The sequence below is a fragment of the Agrobacterium vitis genome, assembly GCF_014926405.1.
Taxonomy (GTDB): Bacteria; Pseudomonadota; Alphaproteobacteria; order Rhizobiales; family Rhizobiaceae; genus Allorhizobium; species Allorhizobium vitis_H.
This window is the reverse complement of the sequence record NZ_JACXXJ020000005.1, coordinates 752,725-769,938: the sequence shown is the minus strand read 5'-3', so window position 1 is coordinate 769,938 and position 17,214 is coordinate 752,725. Positions and strand designations below refer to the sequence as shown.

Below are 17,214 nucleotides of genomic sequence, written 5' to 3'. Positions count from 1 at the left end.
GGGGTGGATATGGACACTGGCATTGTAACATCGACTATCGCAACACCTGCTGCCGACTTCGTGGAGCAGGCACGCACTCAACAGCTCTCGCTGACAAAGTTGTTCGAGACCGCCGAGCAATTCGCCAGAGCAGGTCGGGTCGATCAGGCCATGGAACTTTACAAGGCCTGGATTGCCTATAACAGCGCCCATCCGCTGGTGCACATGGTCTATTTCAACTATTCCGTCACCTTGAGACAGCTTGGCGATATGGCAGGGGCGATCAATGCCCTGCGCGCCTGCCTGAAGATTGATCCGGAATTCGGCGCAGCCCATGTCAATCTGGGCCGGTCTCTGGAAGACAGCGGGCTGCTCAACGATGCCCTGCAACAATGGCGCAGCTTTGCCGAAATGACCACGGATATTTCGCCTGACCGGCTTGCCAATCGCATCATGGTGCTGGAGCATATTGGTCGCGTGCTGGAAAATGCCGGTCTGATGGAAGAGGCTGAAGCCTCCCTGTGGAAAGCAATCGAGCTGCGGCCCGACAAGACTGAGGCCGGTCAGCATTGGTCGGCCATACGGTTGCGTCAATGCAAATGGCCTGTCCTTCAAGAATCTCCCTATGTCACCATGCGCCAATTGCTGGATGCGGTGTCGCCCTTGACGATCTCTTGCTACTCAGACGATCCGCTGTTTCATCTGGCCAAGGCCTATCGCTGCAACAAAACAATGATCGGCCGTCCGGATCTCAGCGCCGTACCACGCCAGTCGCCACGCCAAAAGACCGGAACCGGCCAGCGGTTACGTGTCGGTTATCTGTCATCCGACCTTCGCGACCATGCGGTCGGCTTTGCGCTGCGCGAAGTTCTGGAGTTACATGACAAGACCAGTATCGAAGTGTTCGCCTATTATTGTGGCGAACCGATAGCACTCGACGAAACCCAGCAACGTATCAAACAGGCGGTCGATGGCTGGCGCGATATTTTTGCGCTGAGTGATGTCGATGCCGCCCGGCTGATCGCAGCCGATGAAATCGACGTGCTGATCGATGTTAACGGCTATACGAAACATGCAAGAACCCGGATTTTTGCCTATCGGCCCGCGCCTGTTATCGTCAATTTCTGCGGCTATCCCGGCTCAATGGCGAGCCCCTTCCATCAATATATGATTGCGGATAATCATATTGTTCCGCCTGAACACGAGATCTATTACTCGGAAAAAGTATTGCGGATCGCCTGCAACCAGCCGGTCGATCGCAAGCGGAAGGTGGCGCCGCGCCCGACACGCGCCGAAGTGGGCCTACCCGAAGACGCCTTTGTCTTTGCCTGCTTCAACGGGATGCAGAAGATTACGCAAAGCGGCTTTACCCGCTGGATGACCATCCTGCAGGCGACACCCGGCAGTGTGCTCTGGTTGTTGTCCGGCAACGAAGAGGTCAATCAGCGTCTGCGCGATACGGCAACCCGGTGCGGCGTCGATTCGGCTCGGCTGCTGTTTGCGGCCAAGGCCGGTAATGCGCAGCATCTTGCCCGCATCGCTGTTGCCGATCTTTTTCTCGACACTTTCCCTTACGGTGCGCATTCCACCGCGGCCGACGCCATCAATATGGGCTTGCCGGTCCTGACCTTCCCCGGCAAAAGCTTCGCATCGCGTTTCTGCGCCAGCGTCGTGGCATCAGCGGGAGCGCCGGAGCTGATCTGCCAATCTCCAGATGACTATGTGCGGCGCGCCATCGCCTTCGCCCAGGATCGCCAGAGCCTTATGGCCGTCAAGGAAAGCCTGAGCCGACAATTCGAAACCAGCGCCCTGCGTGACATGCCCGGCCTCGCCCGCCGGCTCGAAGAATTGTTCTGGCAGATGCAAGGCGAATGCGAGCGGGGGGAAACACCCAAGCCCGAGCTGCTCAATATGGAAGCCTATTACGAGATCGGTGTCGAATTCGCCATGGAGAATATCGATTTCGAGGACGATCACACCTATCGGCAGCGCTACCGGGAAAAGCTTGCCAAGTGGAACAGGCACACACCCTTGCTTCCCGACAAGCGGCTTTGGACCGGCATGGAAGACTGACACCACGGCTCGAAGACACTGCATAATTTCTTAAACCGGCATCGATTTAAGGAGAAAATTATGCGGCACATATAAAGCGCTACAGCGCCGCCCGCCAAATCTTGCGGACGGCGCTGCTCTATTTTCTGCCGAAGACAAAATCGGCGGCCTCAGGGCCTAACCTGTTCCCAGACACGCAGGAAATTGCCGCTATAGACATCGATGATCCGTTGCGCCGGCCAACCGGCGGCCACCATGGCTTCGGTCAGTTTCGGTAGATCGGCGCCGCTCTGCATGCCGGTCGGCAGGCTGGAAATGCCACCATCGAAATCGCTGCCAAAGGACAGGTGCTTCCAGGGATCCTCGACAATGTCCATACTGGCGATGAGCTGCGCGAACGCTTCATAATAGGCGATCACGAAGGCAATGTCGGCGTCCATGTCCGGCTTGCCATCCGCAAGATAGCGGTTCTGAAGGAAATACGGTGCTAGGATAACGCTGATACAGCCGCCGGTCCGGACAATGGCACGGATGGCTTCATCGCTGAAGGCCCGATCGAGATGACGTGAAGGTCTCTCCTCCCCGCCCCGTGTCACCGTGCGCGATGCGCCGTGCGAGGCCAAGACTGGAACATGGCGGCGAACACAAATCTCACAAGCATCGAGAATCCCCTGCGTGGATGTGTGGGTGACATCCACCAGCAGTCCGACATCGACGCAGCGCTCAACCACCTGCCTGCCGAAGGCAGACAACCCGCCACCATCGATCTTGCCCCACGGATTGACCGGCGCATAACCGGCCTCGGAGATATCGGTATGGCTGAAATGGTTGAGGGTCAGATAGGCGGCACCGGCCCTGGCAATCTCTCCCAACCTGTCCAGCCGCAGGGCCTGGCTTTTCGCACCGCCCGGCCCCAGCATATGTGCGCCTTCCATGGACAGGATCGCGCATCGCGCACCCTCCGCCTTGGCGGCGCGGACCTCGTGGGCGTTGCGCGCCAGCCGCATCCGGCCCTGGCTCCGCCTGATAACCTCTTCCACATAGCGGTGATGATCCACCCAGTTTTTCCAGGGGTCGAGGAAGGGAGCCGGGATAAGGTTTTCCCACAGGGCATGGGCGCTGAAACAGGCCCCACCATAACCGCCTTCCAGAAAATCAGGCCCGCTGACATGTTCGGACAATGGCCTGTTGCGCCCTCTGGGTGAGGTTTTGCGAATCAGCCAGACCACAAGGGAGCGCCGATGCGCCTTCCAGTCTCCCTTCCAGAAATCATATCCGGCCAGTCGCGATAGAAACAGCGAATCCAGATGGGTATCGATTGGATAGGCAAGCGCGTGAAGCGCGCTGACAGTCATATCGGTTATTTCAGAAATGGAATCTGCGGTGTTTTCAGAAGAAAGCCTGTCCATTGAGACATGTCTCCAGCAACGAATTTTAAAAATTACTAAATATAAATATTAATGTGAATGTTACTCGCATCCTGTGTCCGGTTTATAAAAACACACATGATGCAGTAGGCTCTGAAATGCTTCGATCAGACCAAGCGACACACTCTATGACATCGCCATTGCCTCTCGTATCGATACGACAGCGCCTTTTGATCTGATCCGTATCCATAGTCAGACGAATAAAACAATAAGTCCAGCGCGATTACAAATGTGCGATCACCAGACAAACGTAGATACGGCGCGCCTCCTGTCGGGACGCGCGCCGCCAATCATTTAAAATAACTCTTCAATTCAAGACCGGCTTCACAGTCAATTCGCGAAGGGGCAGCCGGGGCGGTTTGCGAGAACGACGCGATCGTATTCGCCGTAGCGGATACCACCGACAATCACGCGGCGCGGCGTGACACGTTCGATATTCGGCCGGCGCAAGCCATCACGGCGGGCCTGACGGATCGCATCACCGGGCGAGCAAACGCCACCGTAACGCGGATCGGGACCATCCCAACGCCGTGGCGGCGGAGGCGGTGGGCCACCCCATGGCGGAGGCGGCGGACCACCCCACGGCGGCGGTGGCGGTGGTGGACGGCGATAACCGTCACCGTCCCAGGACTGCACCAGTTGCGGCGCATCGCCGCCGATATAGACGCCCAGGCGAACGTCCGGCTGGGCCGCGGCCGGGCCAACCGTGGCAACCACCGCGCCGATCAAGGCCAGTCCGGCCAGAGCTGTTTTCGCAAAAATGCTTCGCATTGTTTTTCTCCTCGAAGGACGGCATGGGTTTCTCTTTGAAAAACCGGCTCACCGCCCCGAAAACCCTTATCTAATCATGGGTTTGATTGATCTGCGCAGAACACCGACGCAGAAAAGCCAACCAAGATCTCGCGTCGGACAGCCCGTTTCCGTAAGCGATTGATTGAGAGATTAACGCCGCAATACTGAACGCCATCAGAAGCGCCCATTCAGTCTCGGTTCATTAATTTCAGCTTGTGGTTCAAGAGCTTAGATGCATTACTACCTGGCGCGTATGGGGTTGGTCGCGATGTTCGAACAGGTAAATACCCTGCCAGGTTCCAAGCAAAAGCCGTCCATTGGCCACCGGAATACCAATCGACACCTGCGTCAGCGCCGCTTTTATATGGGCCGGCATATCATCGGGCCCTTCCTGGCGATGGGTGATCCATGCCATGGACGAATCGTTACACGGCGGGACCAGGCGCTGAAAAAACACTTTGAGATCACGCTTCACATCCGGATCGGCATTTTCCTGGATGATCAGCGAGCAGGACGTATGGCGCACGAAAACAGTCAATAGTCCTTCCTGGGCGCCCGCATGCCTGACAAAATCACCGACCTGATCGGTAAATTCGTACAGACCCTGGCCACGCGTGGAAATCGACAGGCTGGTTTGCGGCATGGCATGGTCCTCGAATTGCGCTCCGTCAAGGAAATGGCCCATAGAACGCCTGCGTCAAGGGCTCTTTCCAGCTGCAAGGCTTAGACGTTCCGGTTGGGAGAAACACAGCAAGTCTTCCAGAGGAGCCGGGCGGCCATAGAGAAAACCCTGATGTTTGCGGCATCCGGCTTCCACAAGCCAGCGTGCCTGCACCTCCGTTTCGATACCTTCCGCGACAACATCAATGCCGAGCGCCTGGGCCATTTGCAGCACGGCCTGAACGATAACCTGCCCAACCCGGTCGTCCCCAACCCGGCTGATCAGGCTACGGTCCAGCTTCAACCACTGGATCGGCAGGCTGCTGAGAGAGGAAATATTCGAATAGCCGGTGCCGAAATCATCGAGCGCGACCCGAACGCCGAGCCGCGAAAGTTCGGAAAGCTCGCGCCCGGCCCGCAGCAGGTCCGACATGATCAGGTCCTCGGTAATCTCCACCACCAATGCCGTGGCTGGAAAACCGGTCTGTTCCAGGATGGACGCGATGACCATCGCCAGATTACCGGACTTGAACTGGCTTGGAGAAATATTGACCGACACGTAGTTGAGCTTGCCGGCCTTGACCAGCGGCGCTGTTTGCGCACAGGCGGCGCGGGCGACCTGCGCAAACAACCGATCCAGAAGGTTGCGCTCTTCCGCCAGTGGCAGAAATACACCCGGCAGCACCAGACCGCGATAGGGATGCTGCCAGCGTGCCAGCACTTCCACCCCCAGTATCCGCTTGCTGGCTCCATCAACGATCGGCTGGTACCAGGGCATGATTTCATGGCGGTCCATGGCCAGCACCAGTTCCAGTTCCAGCAAGCGTCGCTCGTTGGCCTCGGCCCAAAGGTCGTCGTCAAAAGCGGTCGCCAGCGACAGCCCAGCTTTCTTGGAAACGTAAAGCGCCATATCGGCATGCCGCAGCAATTCGGTGGACGATGCGGCATGATCCGGCAGGCTCGCATATCCGATGGACGCCGAGACCTCCAGACGCTTGCCGTTGAAGAGAACTGGCTCCTGCAAACTGGCGCGAAAACTCGAGACAAAGGCATGATCGGCCGTCACATCCGACAGATGGTCGAGAATCAATGCAAATTCGTCACCACCCAGCCGTGCCACCGTTCCAGGTCCAGCCGCAACCATCAGCCGGCGGGCAAATTCCCGCAGCACCGCATCCCCCGCCTCATGACCATAAGCGTCGTTGATCGCCTTGAACCTATCCATATCAACAAGAACAACCGTAACACGGTCGCCTCGAAGGCGGCTCTTCTGGCAAGCGTCGGTCAAAACCGCGGTAAAGCTGCGGCGATTGGCAAGCCCGGTCAATTGGTCCTGCTGGGCCAGCGCAATGGCACGTTCGCGCTCCTGAACCAGCTCCTCCGTGCGCTGCATGACCCGCTGTTCGAGATCTTCCGCCTGTCGTGCCAATTGGCAATTGGCCATATAAAGCTCACGCGCACGCGCTTCCAGCAATGTCTCGGCTTGGCGGCGGGCCGCGCGCTCGCGCTCCAGACGGCGGGTCAGCCGGTCGATCCGATCAGGCTCGGAAACCTCAAGTGGCTGATTTACCATCACGATGCGCTCTCGGCGATCACAAACAGAGTAGCCCCATCGTCGCGCGCGCTGCGTTCGACCGTAACAATGCTTCCAAAATGCCGGGCAGCCCCTTGGATCAGGCCTTCAGCCAGGGCCTCCATTTTCCGCCCGGACCGATAGAGCATGGACAGGGACGTACCGTTCTGGCTGAGAATTTCAAAGGAAGGCAATTCCGCGTCGGGATAGAGCTTTTTCACCTCGACATGAATATGGGCGTCAATGCTGGCGAGAAAGCCGAAGAGACCGCCGCTGCGGTCGAAAAAGCCTGGAAACAACACGGCGAAACGTCCCGCAAGATGCAGTCCGAACGCCTGCATCAATGCATCGACGCCAAGGCCGGAGCGTTGCGAAAGCGCAGCCAGCAGCGCCATCATTTCACGATGGTCATAGGTGCCGACGCTGGTATAGGCTCCGCCACTGGCAAGCCCATTGGTCAGCAGAGAGGCTTCGATAATGTCGTCGGCCATGTCTTCATTCCAGGTCGCGGCGACGAATTCGAGCATTTCCGTAAAAACCATCCCTTTCATAGTCTATCCCAATGCCTCCCAGCTATCGACGCGAGGCAACAATATGAGGGAAAACTTAACAACAAAGCGTTGTACCATCCATCTCTACGACCCAAATATACTTTGTGGTGAATGCAGTCTTACCGCATTGATGGAAGTTTACGCGCCATGGGCAGCAAGCATTGGCGTGCTGCGGCAAGGACGCTTGCCGTTAGCGGATCGAGCGCCCGGCCCAGCGCCCTGCTCCAATGCCAATAAAGCGGCACGGCAAGCGGTTGATCCGGCATCAGATCCACCAGCGCGCCCTCGGCAATCAAAGGCGCCACCGCGACCGCCGGGTTCATGCCCCAGCCCAGCCCCAGACGCGACGCGTCGATAAAAGCCTGGCTGGAGGGCAGCCAATGGCAAGGGGGTGACAATGGACATCCGGCCACCTGCTCCATCCAGGCGGTTTGCAATCCATCCTTAGCGTTGAAAGTAAGGCAAGGGGCGACAGCCAGAGCCTCAGCGGTGACGCCCTGGGGAAACCATCGCGCCGCGAAATCCGGGCTGGCCGTGGCGCGGTAGGTCAGCAAACCAAGCGGTCGGCAATCGCAGCCCTGAACGGGCGCGGCAAGCGAGGTCACCGCCGCCCGCACCTCACCGCGCCGCAGCCAATCGGCGCTGTGGTCCTGATCATCCAGCACCAGATCGAACAACAGGCCCTCTACCGCAGCCATGGCTGGCACGAACCATGTCGCGAGACTATCGGCATTGATTGCCAGCCGCACCGTCACCTGGGCCGCTTGCGCAAGACCGAGATCACCGATCACCTCGCGCTCCAGCAGGGCCACTTCCTCGGCATGGCGGCACAGCCGCGCCCCCGCCGAAGTCGGCAAGCAAGGTTGCCCACGAATGATCAGCGCCGTGCCGGATCGCTCCTCCAGCAGCTTGATCCGCTGCGAGATCGCCGATTGCGTTACCCCCAACTGACGGGCGGCTTTTTCAAAACTGCCGCTGCGCAGCACAGCCACCAGCGCCGATAAATGCTCACCATCAAATGCCATTAGAAATTCTTATGCCTGGTTATATTTGTTAATTTTTCTAATGAATTCATTTGCATTAGTCAAAGGCTCCCAACCTGGAGCCGCCTATGCAAACCGCCTATTTTTCCGGCCTGTTTCTCGGCCTGAGCCTGATCGTCGCCATTGGTGCGCAAAACGCCTTCCTGCTGCGCCAGGGCTTGCGGCGCGAGCATGTCTTTGTCCTCTGCCTGACCTGTGCCGCCTCCGATGCCTTGCTGATCGTGCTTGGCATTTCCGCGCTGGCGACAGTAACCGCACTTCTGCCCGCTTTTGAGCCGGTGCTGCGCTATGGTGGCGCGGCGTTTCTTCTGGCCTATAGCGCCCGGCATGCGCTGGCCGCATTGAAACCCGAGAACGGCTTGACACCCGGCGAGGCAAAGACCAGCACGCTCACCGCCAGCCTTGCCACCTGCCTCGCCCTCACCTTTCTCAATCCGCATGTCTATCTGGATACAGTGCTGCTGATCGGCTCCATTTCCAGCCGCTTTGCGGATCACAAGACAGCCTTCGGCCTTGGCGCGGTTTCAGCTTCCTTCCTGTTTTTCTTCTCGCTCGGCTATGGTGCACGGTTGCTGGTGCCGGTCTTTGCCCGGCCCATCTCCTGGCGCATTCTGGATGCGATCATCGCCGTGGTCATGGCCTGGATCGCCATCGGGCTGCTCCGGCATTCGTAAGCGTCAGTTCACCGGAAACCGCCGCGCCTGCCACTGGCTTTTCGGCACGGCGGCACCGAGTGAATAGCTGAAACTGGTGATTGCCTGGGTCTTGGCATCCGTTTCGCAATGATAGCCGATATCATACCATTGGCCCCGGCTGCGGAAGGCAGCGCCCGACACATCCATCAACCGAGCCGTAACGGTCTGTCGTGTCGTCGGAGATCCCGCGATCACATCCGGCACGGCACCGGGCACGGCGCGACGGATCTGTTCGAGCATTTCGATGCTGCAAATCTGCACGATCCGGCGTTCCGGCGGCAGTGTGCCGAGGGCTTGGCGTACCCGCGGATCGGACAGCGTTGCCTTGGAATAAATCCGCTTGGCAGGCTTCAACGCCGCAACCGGTCCGGCTTTCTTGTCCGCCAGAACAGGCGAAGGCGACGCCTCGCGCTTTTGTTGTGGCTGCGTGGCACTCTCCTCATCCAGCGCAAAGCGTTGCTCCGTCACCAGCCCGCCGCCCGGCTTTTCCACCTTGTCCGGCGTCGGCAATTGTCCAGCCAGCCCGGCATCCGGCGGCGTCACATCTTTAGGCAGCGCGGGCGGTTGTGGCGGATCGGGTTTTTGCGGATCGCCTGCAGCAGACTTGTCCGGCCCGGCTTTCGGGGCATCGGGAGGTGGTGACTGGGTTTGCGCTGCCGGTTCCTCGGCAGGCGGTGGCACGGGCGGCGCATCCTCCTTCGGGGCCTCCTCGTCCTTCGGCGCGGATTCGAAGGCCTGGGGCTTATCCTCGGCAGGCTTTGGCGGCTCCGGTGGTGCGGGTGCAGGCGGTTTGGCTTCCTGCTTTTCCTCGGGCTTCTTCTCTTCTGCTTTCGGTGCGGGGGCTTTGGGGGCTGGTGCCGCCGGTTCTTCCTTCGGCTTGGCCTCCGGCTTCAGCTCCAGCTGCAATTGCTGTTCCGGTTTTGGCTTATCAGGTTGAGGTTTTTCCTCTGGTGGCGGTTCAATGGAAACCGATACGACCTCTTCCTCCGGTGCATCCGGCGCCGGGGTGGGCCAATGGGCCAGGAATGCCAGAACCAAAAACCCATGCAGCAGCACCGAGGCGGCGACGCCCCAGACAAAGCGTTTATGCATCGGTTGCGGCTTTTCCTGCATTGCACGATCCATACACGGGGCTGATGCCCGCCGCAAACCCGCAAGCCGCGTTTCGACACTTTCAGCCCGACACAATACTTTCAGACCGACACAAGGGCGTGCTAACAGACGCATGTCAGCCACGCCATTGCGGAGCCACCATGTTCCTCAGCCCTACCGATCTGCACGCTCTCACCGCCATCCGCCACGAGCTTCATCGCTATCCTGAAGTCTCCGGTGAGGAACAAGAGACAGCCCGGCGGATCGTCGAGGCACTGACACCGCTCAACCCCACCCGCATCCTGACCGGGCTTGGCGGCCATGGTGTGGCAGCGGTGTTTTCGGGCGCGGCACCCGGTCCGACCCTGCTGTTTCGCTCCGAACTCGACGCCCTGCCGATTACGGAAAAAACCGGCCTGCCCTATGGATCGACAATTCCGGGAAAAGGCCATCTCTGCGGCCATGACGGCCATTCGACCATTCTGCTGGCGCTGGCGCTTGGCCTGTCGCGCCAGCCGCCTGCCACGGGCCGTGTTGTGCTGCTGTTTCAGCCTGCCGAGGAAAATGGCGCGGGTGCCGCCGCTGTGCTGGCCGATCCGCGCTTTGCTGAGATTGCGCCGGATCTGGCCTTTTCCCTGCACAATCTGCCGGGCATTCCGCTCGGCCATGTGGCGCTGAAGGCAGGCCCGGTCAATTGCGCCTCACGCGGGTTGAAAATCACGCTCACCGGCAAGACCGCCCATGCCTCGCAGCCCGAAACCGGCCTGTCGCCGATGCAGGCGATCAGCAGCCTGATGCCAGCCCTGACCGCCCTCTCCCACAGCGCCCCGCCCGCCACAGACTTCCGCCTCGCCACCGTGACCCACGCAAAACTTGGCGAACCGGCCTTCGGCATCGCGCCCGGCGACGGCGAAATCTGGGTGACGCTGAGAACCTTGACCGATGAGGGCATGGACGGGCTTCGCAGCCAAGCCGAAGCCCTCGCCCAGTCAACCGCAGAGCAGCACGGCCTTGGCCTGACCCTCACCTATCACGACATCTTCCTGCACTGCGAAAACGCCACGCAAGCCGTCACCGCCCTCACCACCGCTCTCGATGCCGAAGGCATAACCCACGACGCCCGCGCCCTACCAATGCGCGCCTCCGAAGACTTCGGCCGCTTCCGCACCACCTCCCCGGCCGCCATGTTCTTCCTCGGCGCAGGCGAGACACACCCGGCCCTGCACAACCCGGATTATGACTTTCCAGATGCGTTGATTGAGGTTGGGGCGAGGGTGTTTATGCGGGTGGTGCGGGGGAGATTGGGGTGATTGGCCGCGAGGCAACCGTCAATGATGGCTTCGTTGATCTCTTCGATAGAGAGAGCGCGACCGTTGGTTTTGTCTTTGAGCAAGCCCTGGAGGTGGTGGAATGTTCGGCATTCACCCACTTCCACATCAAGAAGCGGCGTCGGAAGATCACTGTGCGTTTGGCTCATTTTCATTGTCTTTCGCCAAATCCTCTGCAAATTCATTGGCCTGCTTCAAGATTTTAAAAAGATCTGGAAGAAAAACAGCGGCCGCAGCAAGCGTCCCGCCTATTTGGTAAGCCACGAAAGCCGGAAAAGCTTTTTCAGCGGCTGTTTTCACACCGACGACGGAGCCGTCTACAGTATTTTTATAATATAATTTTCCAACTCTCACCGCTTCAACGCCAATCGGAGACAGGACTCTTCGATAGACCGCGCTCAGATAATTGTGCTTGATAAGCGCTGACCCAGCAAGAAGATTACGTTTGACCTTCTGATTTGATGCATCAGCAATATCGTCATCCAATATTGCGACTGCCTCCACCGCTGATGCCGTGATAATGCCTGGATAATTCGCGCTCAACGCCCTAGCGGATGCCGTAATGGCAGACAGGGCGGTTTCAACTTCCTGTTCACGACCAGCGATTTCAATCGCAACCGTATTGCGTTCCACCTCGGCAATCTGCGGAAAACAGCCTTGCAGGTCTTTGAGGGTACCAACCAAGTCAAGCAGCTCGGCCACCGCATTAGGAAACAACTCAGCTTCCGCTCCTGCCGAGGCATAGGCAAGAGCACTCGCCTCCAAACTGCGCGTTTTAGAACGCATAAGTGCAGGATTGAGAGCGTCAAGGTGCGGAGGCAACACGGCAAGCAAACGATCAACCGACCGCTTTACACTCGGGTCAGCATTCGCCTTCTCCAGTCCTTCACGGAACTCCTGCGCCTTCTCGACGGCATCAATAAGTGTTGTTTCGGCAAACGCCCTATTGCTTGCTGCATCCTTGAACGGCACCGCATCAATTGGCTGATTGTCATGACTGGAAAACCGAAAGTCCGCCGGAGTTTGGACAAGCTGGTCCGCGATTTGTTCGATTGCGGTACAGTCAATGTTTTTTGGTTGTAATTCTGTGAAATGCAGTTTTCCAGAGATATCCAGCATCACCGCATCAGGATCGCGCTCCCAGAAATCATCTAATTCTTTAGCAACCTGACTTATAACAGTCTCAAGCCTATGTTCCAAATGTGAGTAAGGCAGCACTCCTAATCGAAAAGATGAGTACCAACTCCAGATAACATAAAACCAGTCATCACCAGTTTCGAAAAGATAATCCTTAAATTCAGTTTCCAATATATCAAATTGATATAATGTTGCGACATCCAACCACAACGCTGAATAAAAAGTACTCCGAACAGCGCTATTTATCATACCAGTAAGATCGTATCGAACAGCATGCCAGATAGTTTCAGAGTTGATACCAGTAGAGCTAATAGCTCTTTCCGCCATAGAAACCGAACGGCAGGTTAACCTTATAGCTGATTTTTTGTTGCCGGCAAAAGCAGCCATCGCTGCTGATCTGGTGGATATCTTAACTAATCCTCTTCTGCTAATGCCAGCCATAGCTTTAGCATAATTTAAAGGCTTGGCACTTTTAACTTCAAGTGCAGCAGGAGAGGCATTTATTTCTGTATTTGCAAAAGCAACCGAAATCCATGACACGACGCTTGCACGGAAAACTCGCATAATCGCTTCATTAGTAATTTTATTTTTTACATCTCGCTTGGAGTTCAGGCTTGAGGAAAGCAAAGGCATAACTCGCAATGCCGCTCGAAACGCAATTACTTGCGCCTCTTCGACAGGCCTTCCCCTCAGATACGCGTCAAGCTTATCCACATTATCAATCTCATCAATCGTCGGCACCTGATCTGCCATAAACACCCCTGCCCTTAGCCCCGACATCAACATGCACAACCGAGCCCTAACCAACAAGGCAAAGTTGCTCCAACCATCATTCGCTCTCCGTTTTCCACCATAAAGCAAATGCAACGGTGGTTTCGCCCCGGAACCAACCACACTGCACCACTAAGAATGCTCGGACCGCTCCCAGTATTCCAGCAATTTGCCGCTGTCGGCTCTTGTTACGGGTAGGAAAATTGGGTCGGTGTGGGGGTTGCCGGGGCCGTGGCTGTAGATTTGCACGGTCTGGTCGTCCTGGCGGATGACGGTGTAGGTCAGTTCGGTGTTTTTGTCTGTTTCTCTGCGTCGCAGGCGGTAGCGGAGCAGCAGTGCCAGGACGGCCAGAAACATGCCCGGCGGGATCAGCAGCCAGAGGGCCTTGATCGCATCCGGTGAGGCGCGGAAGGTAGCGAGAAGGTCAGCCCAGATATCGTAAGTCTCCATTGAGGCGCTCCCTGTGAACAACACGAGCGATCACCGGAGGGTCTTGCCCTCTGGTGATCGGGGAGTTGGAAAGCCGTACACAAGACGACCGCCCCGACCTTTAAGCCGAAGCTCTGGACATACGCCGAGGCCTCCCCGACCATAGAGAATGGTAGAGAGCGAACCGTATAGATACAGTTCACCGCCTCAGCCACAAACCTATGGCTGAGGGGTGTCTTTATAACGACCGACACAGGCCGTTGTGTAAGGGGTTTCCACGCCCCAAGATCGGCGCGTTACAACCGATCTCACCCAATGTTTAGCGCATAAAGGGTGGGGATTGGAAGTGGGGCAGATGGGATTTTATTGGGCAGGGACGAGGGCGTTGATGCAGCAAGATCAGCCCCTTACCGCGCGGGCTTGCGGCACGCTTTTTTGAGAAATCACACAAGGAGAGCGAGAATTTCGCCATAGCAGCAATTTTTGCGCTGCATTATGCACAATCGATAAAATTATCCTTTTTAAAATTAGAATTTACTTACGGATGTACAGGAAATTGTCGTGCGCCGGGCAAGCCCGGTTATTCTGGCGGGGCGATGACGGCCTCGCTGTCAACCGGACGATGCCACATGATACGGAAAAGGCCGGTCAGGAGAACAAAATGACATCTGCATCCGCCATAGCAGCCAGCATCCCACCAGCCCCCTCCCGGACGGGATATTTGATTGCCGCGAACCCCGCGCCGCCCATTGCAAAACCCACTGTGGCCACCTCGTCTGCCGCCAGCATTCCGTCTACCATTGCCGCCCTATCCGTCCGCGATACGTGAGCACTCGGCAGCGAGAGTTTGCAGGTTCATATTGAACGACAGATACGATGCAGACGTTTTGATATGCCGCTTACCCCCCTCTGCCTTGCCAGGCATCTCCCCCTCAAGGGGGGGAGATCGGATAGGCATAGCCTCTTATGGTTCCCGATAGAGCGTGATTGCCGATGCGTTGGCAGTGATAATGTGACGCGAAAGTCCTAATCCGGGAGAAGAGACACTGATAATTCTGGCCACAAAAAACCGGCATTTCCGCCGGGTTTTCAACTCTTGTCTCTTCGCTAGACTTTGTCAGGTTCAGATTGAACCACAGGACACGGAGCAAACGTTTTAATATGCCGCTTACCCCCTCTGCCTTGCCAGGCATCTCCCCCTCAAGGGGGGAGATCGGATGGTGGTGCATACCCGTTTCCCCATCAAGCCTATTGCGAAATAGAATCGATTGTCATGCGCATGAGAGGCCTGCTCCACGTCGACCTCCCCCCTTGAGGGGGAGATGTCCGGCAGGACAGAGGGGGGTAAACCCCGCTCCATCAGCAATCATCCTTCCCCACCCTTAAACGCAAAAACCCGGCGTTTCCGCCGGGTTTTCTACTCTTGTCTCTTCATTAAACTTAGCTATCCAGGAAGCTGCGCAGTTTGCGGCTCCGGCTTGGATGCTTGAGCTTGCGCAGGGCCTTGGCTTCGATCTGGCGGATACGTTCGCGGGTAACCGAGAACTGCTGGCCGACTTCTTCCAGCGTGTGGTCGGTGTTCATGCCGATGCCGAAGCGCATGCGCAGGACACGCTCTTCACGGGGTGTCAGCGAGGCCAGCACGCGGGTGGTGGTTTCGCGCAGGTTGGCCTGGATGGCGGCATCGATGGGCAGCAGCGCGTTCTTGTCCTCGATGAAGTCGCCGAGATGCGAATCTTCCTCGTCGCCCACAGGGGTTTCGAGCGAGATCGGCTCCTTGGCGATTTTCAGCACCTTGCGGACTTTTTCGAGCGGCATGGCCAGCTTTTCAGCCAGTTCTTCCGGGGTCGGTTCGCGGCCAATTTCGTGCAGCATCTGGCGCGAGGTCCGAACGATCTTGTTGATCGTTTCGATCATATGCACCGGAATACGGATCGTGCGGGCCTGGTCGGCAATCGAACGGGTGATTGCCTGCCGGATCCACCACGTCGCATAGGTGGAGAACTTGTAGCCGCGCCGGTATTCGAACTTATCGACCGCTTTCATCAGGCCGATATTGCCTTCCTGGATCAGGTCGAGGAATTGCAGGCCGCGATTGGTGTATTTCTTGGCAATCGAAATAACCAGACGCAGATTGGCCTCGACCATTTCCTTCTTGGCGATCCGGGCTTCGCGTTCGCCTTTCTGCACCATGGAGACGATACGGCGGAACTCGGCGATGGAAATGCCGGTTTCGGTCGCCAGATTCTGGATTTCCTGACGGATTTCCCGGATCGTGTTGTTTTCCTCGCGGGCGAAATCCTTCCAGCCGCGGGCAGCCAGATTGCCGACCGACTTCATCCAGTTGGGATCAAGTTCCGCACCCTGATATTGCTCCAGGAAGCTGTCGCGCTTGACGCCGTAGCTTTCAGCCAGCCGCAACAGTCGACCTTCGTTCTGCATCAGGCGCTTGGAAATGTCGTAGAGCTGCTCGACAAGGCTGTCGATCCGGTTCTGGTTCAGCGACAGCGATTTGACTGCCGTGATCAGCTGATCCTTCAGCTCCTTGTAGCGCCGCTCCTGGCCTGATGACAGCGTGCCGGCACAGGCCAGGCGCGCTTCCACCTGCTGGTCCTGCAACTTTCGCAGCTTCTTGTAGGTATCGGCGATCAGGTCGAGGGTTTCCATGACCTGGGGGCGCAGCTCGGCTTCCATGGCGGCCAGCGAAAGATTGGACTCGTCTTCGTCCTCTTCCTCTTCTTCCGGCATGGGCATGTCGCCGCCGACATTGGTGATGTCATCTTCGCTGGAGCGGACCCGGCGGGTCTTTTCCTTTTCCTCGGCAGCCTTGCGGTCCGCCTCGATTTTTTCCGGGCTCTGGAATTGCGGCGCGGCCTTGGCCTCGGGACCGGAATAGGTGGTCTCGAGATCGATGATCTCGCGCAGCAGCGTCGTGCCTTCGTTCAGCTCGTCACGCCAGATAATCAGCGCCTGGAAGGTCAGCGGGCTCTCACAGAGACCGGCGATCATCGTTTCGCGGCCAGCCTCGATGCGCTTGGCAATGGCGATTTCGCCTTCGCGCGACAACAGCTCCACCGAGCCCATTTCGCGCAGATACATGCGAACCGGGTCGTCCGTGCGGTCGGTCGGCTCTTTCTTCTTGGCTGTGGCAACAGCGGTATTGCCAGCAGGCGCCAGTTCGCCGCCTTCGCTTTCGGCTTCTTCGTCGTTATCGCTTTCTTCGGCCGCCGGATCTTCAGCGTCCTCGTCCTCGACGACGTTGATGCCCATGTCGGAAAGCATCGCCATGGTGTCTTCGATCTGCTCCGAGGTCACTTCCTCAGACGGCAGAACCGAATTCAACTCATCCATAGTGACGTAGCCGCGCTTCTTGGCGGCCTTGATCATTTTCTTGACCGCGTCATCCGAAAGATCGAGAAGCGGACCGTCGGTCGCGCCATCGCGCTCGTTCTCGGCTTCTTCGTTTTCCTTGACCTTGGTTGCCATGTATCTCGTCGCTTTCCCTGACGCTTCAATTTTCCGCAGTGCTGTCACGCGCCAGATGGGGCATAGCCTTGCACCGACCACTACGAATCACTGGTTATGACCTACAGCGCCATGCGCGGACCATACGCACGAAACACGCTGTAAAACCTTAAATGTGCAGCACAACTTCTCAAACCAGATGAGGCCGAAGAAAAACCAT

14 protein-coding genes are annotated in these 17,214 nt (G+C 57.6%); 4 read left to right on the top strand and 10 right to left on the bottom strand.

From position 1 onward, the window contains the following. The first annotated feature begins 9 nt into the window (after positions 1–9). Complete coding sequence (locus IEI95_RS14610) at positions 10–2,052, top strand: O-linked N-acetylglucosamine transferase, SPINDLY family protein (protein ID WP_156534529.1); 2,043 nt, start codon at positions 10–12, stop codon at positions 2,050–2,052. 149 nt (positions 2,053–2,201) lie between these two features. Here IEI95_RS14610 and IEI95_RS14605 read toward each other — a convergent pair whose 3' ends face one another. From IEI95_RS14605 to IEI95_RS14580, 6 genes are all read right to left on the bottom strand, one after another. After that, positions 2,202–3,440, bottom strand: a complete 1,239-nt coding sequence (locus IEI95_RS14605) for a membrane dipeptidase (RefSeq protein WP_156534530.1) — start codon at positions 3,438–3,440, stop codon at positions 2,202–2,204. Positions 3,441–3,788: 348 nt separating this feature from the next. Beyond that, positions 3,789–4,229, bottom strand: coding sequence for a hypothetical protein (locus tag IEI95_RS14600; protein WP_156534532.1), 441 nt, complete (start codon positions 4,227–4,229; stop codon positions 3,789–3,791). Positions 4,230–4,470: 241 nt separating this feature from the next. Beyond that, a complete protein-coding gene (locus IEI95_RS14595) occupies positions 4,471–4,893 on the bottom strand; it encodes a secondary thiamine-phosphate synthase enzyme YjbQ (protein ID WP_156534534.1) in 423 nt (140 codons plus the stop codon). Positions 4,894–4,947: 54 nt separating this feature from the next. Then, entirely contained in the window at positions 4,948–6,483 is a 1,536-nt protein-coding gene (locus IEI95_RS14590; RefSeq protein ID WP_156534536.1) for a putative bifunctional diguanylate cyclase/phosphodiesterase, read from the bottom strand. Further along, positions 6,483–7,034, bottom strand: a complete 552-nt coding sequence (locus IEI95_RS14585) for a heme NO-binding domain-containing protein (RefSeq protein ID WP_071203606.1) — start codon at positions 7,032–7,034, stop codon at positions 6,483–6,485. Before IEI95_RS14585 ends, IEI95_RS14590 begins: the two co-directional genes overlap by 1 nt. Positions 7,035–7,153: 119 nt before the next feature. Beyond that, on the bottom strand, positions 7,154–8,059 hold the full coding sequence (locus IEI95_RS14580; protein ID WP_156534538.1) for a LysR family transcriptional regulator ArgP: 906 nt from the start codon (positions 8,057–8,059) through the stop codon (positions 7,154–7,156). 86 nt (positions 8,060–8,145) lie between these two features. On the opposite strand from IEI95_RS14580, the gene IEI95_RS14575 reads away from it, so the two are divergent. Further along, positions 8,146–8,751, top strand: coding sequence for a LysE/ArgO family amino acid transporter (locus IEI95_RS14575; protein WP_156534540.1), 606 nt, complete (start codon positions 8,146–8,148; stop codon positions 8,749–8,751). A gap of 3 nt (positions 8,752–8,754) precedes the next feature. Here IEI95_RS14575 and IEI95_RS14570 read toward each other — a convergent pair whose 3' ends face one another. Further along, entirely contained in the window at positions 8,755–9,864 is a 1,110-nt protein-coding gene (locus IEI95_RS14570; RefSeq protein ID WP_194416611.1) for a DUF930 domain-containing protein, read from the bottom strand. A 161-nt stretch (positions 9,865–10,025) separates the two neighbouring features. On the opposite strand from IEI95_RS14570, the gene IEI95_RS14565 reads away from it, so the two are divergent. Then, positions 10,026–11,174 (top strand): amidohydrolase, encoded by a 1,149-nt coding sequence (locus IEI95_RS14565; RefSeq protein ID WP_156534544.1) that lies wholly within the window; start codon positions 10,026–10,028, stop codon positions 11,172–11,174. 147 nt (positions 11,175–11,321) lie between these two features. Here IEI95_RS14565 and IEI95_RS14560 read toward each other — a convergent pair whose 3' ends face one another. After that, the gene (locus IEI95_RS14560) at positions 11,322–13,082 is read right to left on the bottom strand and encodes a hypothetical protein (RefSeq protein WP_194416610.1); all 1,761 of its coding nucleotides are present in this window, start codon (positions 13,080–13,082) and stop codon (positions 11,322–11,324) included. A gap of 150 nt (positions 13,083–13,232) precedes the next feature. After that, a complete protein-coding gene (locus IEI95_RS14555) occupies positions 13,233–13,550 on the bottom strand; it encodes a hypothetical protein (RefSeq protein WP_156534549.1) in 318 nt (105 codons plus the stop codon). A gap of 640 nt (positions 13,551–14,190) precedes the next feature. On the opposite strand from IEI95_RS14555, the gene IEI95_RS14550 reads away from it, so the two are divergent. Then, entirely contained in the window at positions 14,191–14,358 is a 168-nt protein-coding gene (locus tag IEI95_RS14550; protein ID WP_156534551.1) for a hypothetical protein, read from the top strand. Between the two features lie 611 nt (positions 14,359–14,969). Here IEI95_RS14550 and rpoD read toward each other — a convergent pair. Then, positions 14,970–17,015 (bottom strand): RNA polymerase sigma factor RpoD, encoded by a 2,046-nt coding sequence (gene rpoD, locus IEI95_RS14545; protein ID WP_156534553.1) that lies wholly within the window; start codon positions 17,013–17,015, stop codon positions 14,970–14,972. Positions 17,016–17,214: the final 199 nt, after the last annotated feature.

Bases quoted from the DNA above. Each gene is read 5' to 3' on its own strand.
- IEI95_RS14610 (WP_156534529.1), top strand. From the start codon at position 10: ATGGACACTGGCATTGTAACATCGACTATCGCAACACCTGCTGCCGAC.
- IEI95_RS14605 (WP_156534530.1), bottom strand. From the start codon at position 3,440: ATGGACAGGCTTTCTTCTGAAAACACCGCAGATTCCATTTCTGAAATA.
- IEI95_RS14600 (WP_156534532.1), bottom strand. From the start codon at position 4,229: ATGCGAAGCATTTTTGCGAAAACAGCTCTGGCCGGACTGGCCTTGATC.
- IEI95_RS14595 (WP_156534534.1), bottom strand. From the start codon at position 4,893: ATGCCGCAAACCAGCCTGTCGATTTCCACGCGTGGCCAGGGTCTGTAC.
- IEI95_RS14590 (WP_156534536.1), bottom strand. From the start codon at position 6,483: ATGGTAAATCAGCCACTTGAGGTTTCCGAGCCTGATCGGATCGACCGG.
- IEI95_RS14585 (WP_071203606.1), bottom strand. From the start codon at position 7,034: ATGAAAGGGATGGTTTTTACGGAAATGCTCGAATTCGTCGCCGCGACC.
- IEI95_RS14580 (WP_156534538.1), bottom strand. From the start codon at position 8,059: ATGGCATTTGATGGTGAGCATTTATCGGCGCTGGTGGCTGTGCTGCGC.
- IEI95_RS14575 (WP_156534540.1), top strand. From the start codon at position 8,146: ATGCAAACCGCCTATTTTTCCGGCCTGTTTCTCGGCCTGAGCCTGATC.
- IEI95_RS14570 (WP_194416611.1), bottom strand. From the start codon at position 9,864: ATGCATAAACGCTTTGTCTGGGGCGTCGCCGCCTCGGTGCTGCTGCAT.
- IEI95_RS14565 (WP_156534544.1), top strand. From the start codon at position 10,026: ATGTTCCTCAGCCCTACCGATCTGCACGCTCTCACCGCCATCCGCCAC.
- IEI95_RS14560 (WP_194416610.1), bottom strand. From the start codon at position 13,082: ATGGCAGATCAGGTGCCGACGATTGATGAGATTGATAATGTGGATAAG.
- IEI95_RS14555 (WP_156534549.1), bottom strand. From the start codon at position 13,550: ATGGAGACTTACGATATCTGGGCTGACCTTCTCGCTACCTTCCGCGCC.
- IEI95_RS14550 (WP_156534551.1), top strand. From the start codon at position 14,191: ATGACATCTGCATCCGCCATAGCAGCCAGCATCCCACCAGCCCCCTCC.
- rpoD (WP_156534553.1), bottom strand. From the start codon at position 17,015: ATGGCAACCAAGGTCAAGGAAAACGAAGAAGCCGAGAACGAGCGCGAT.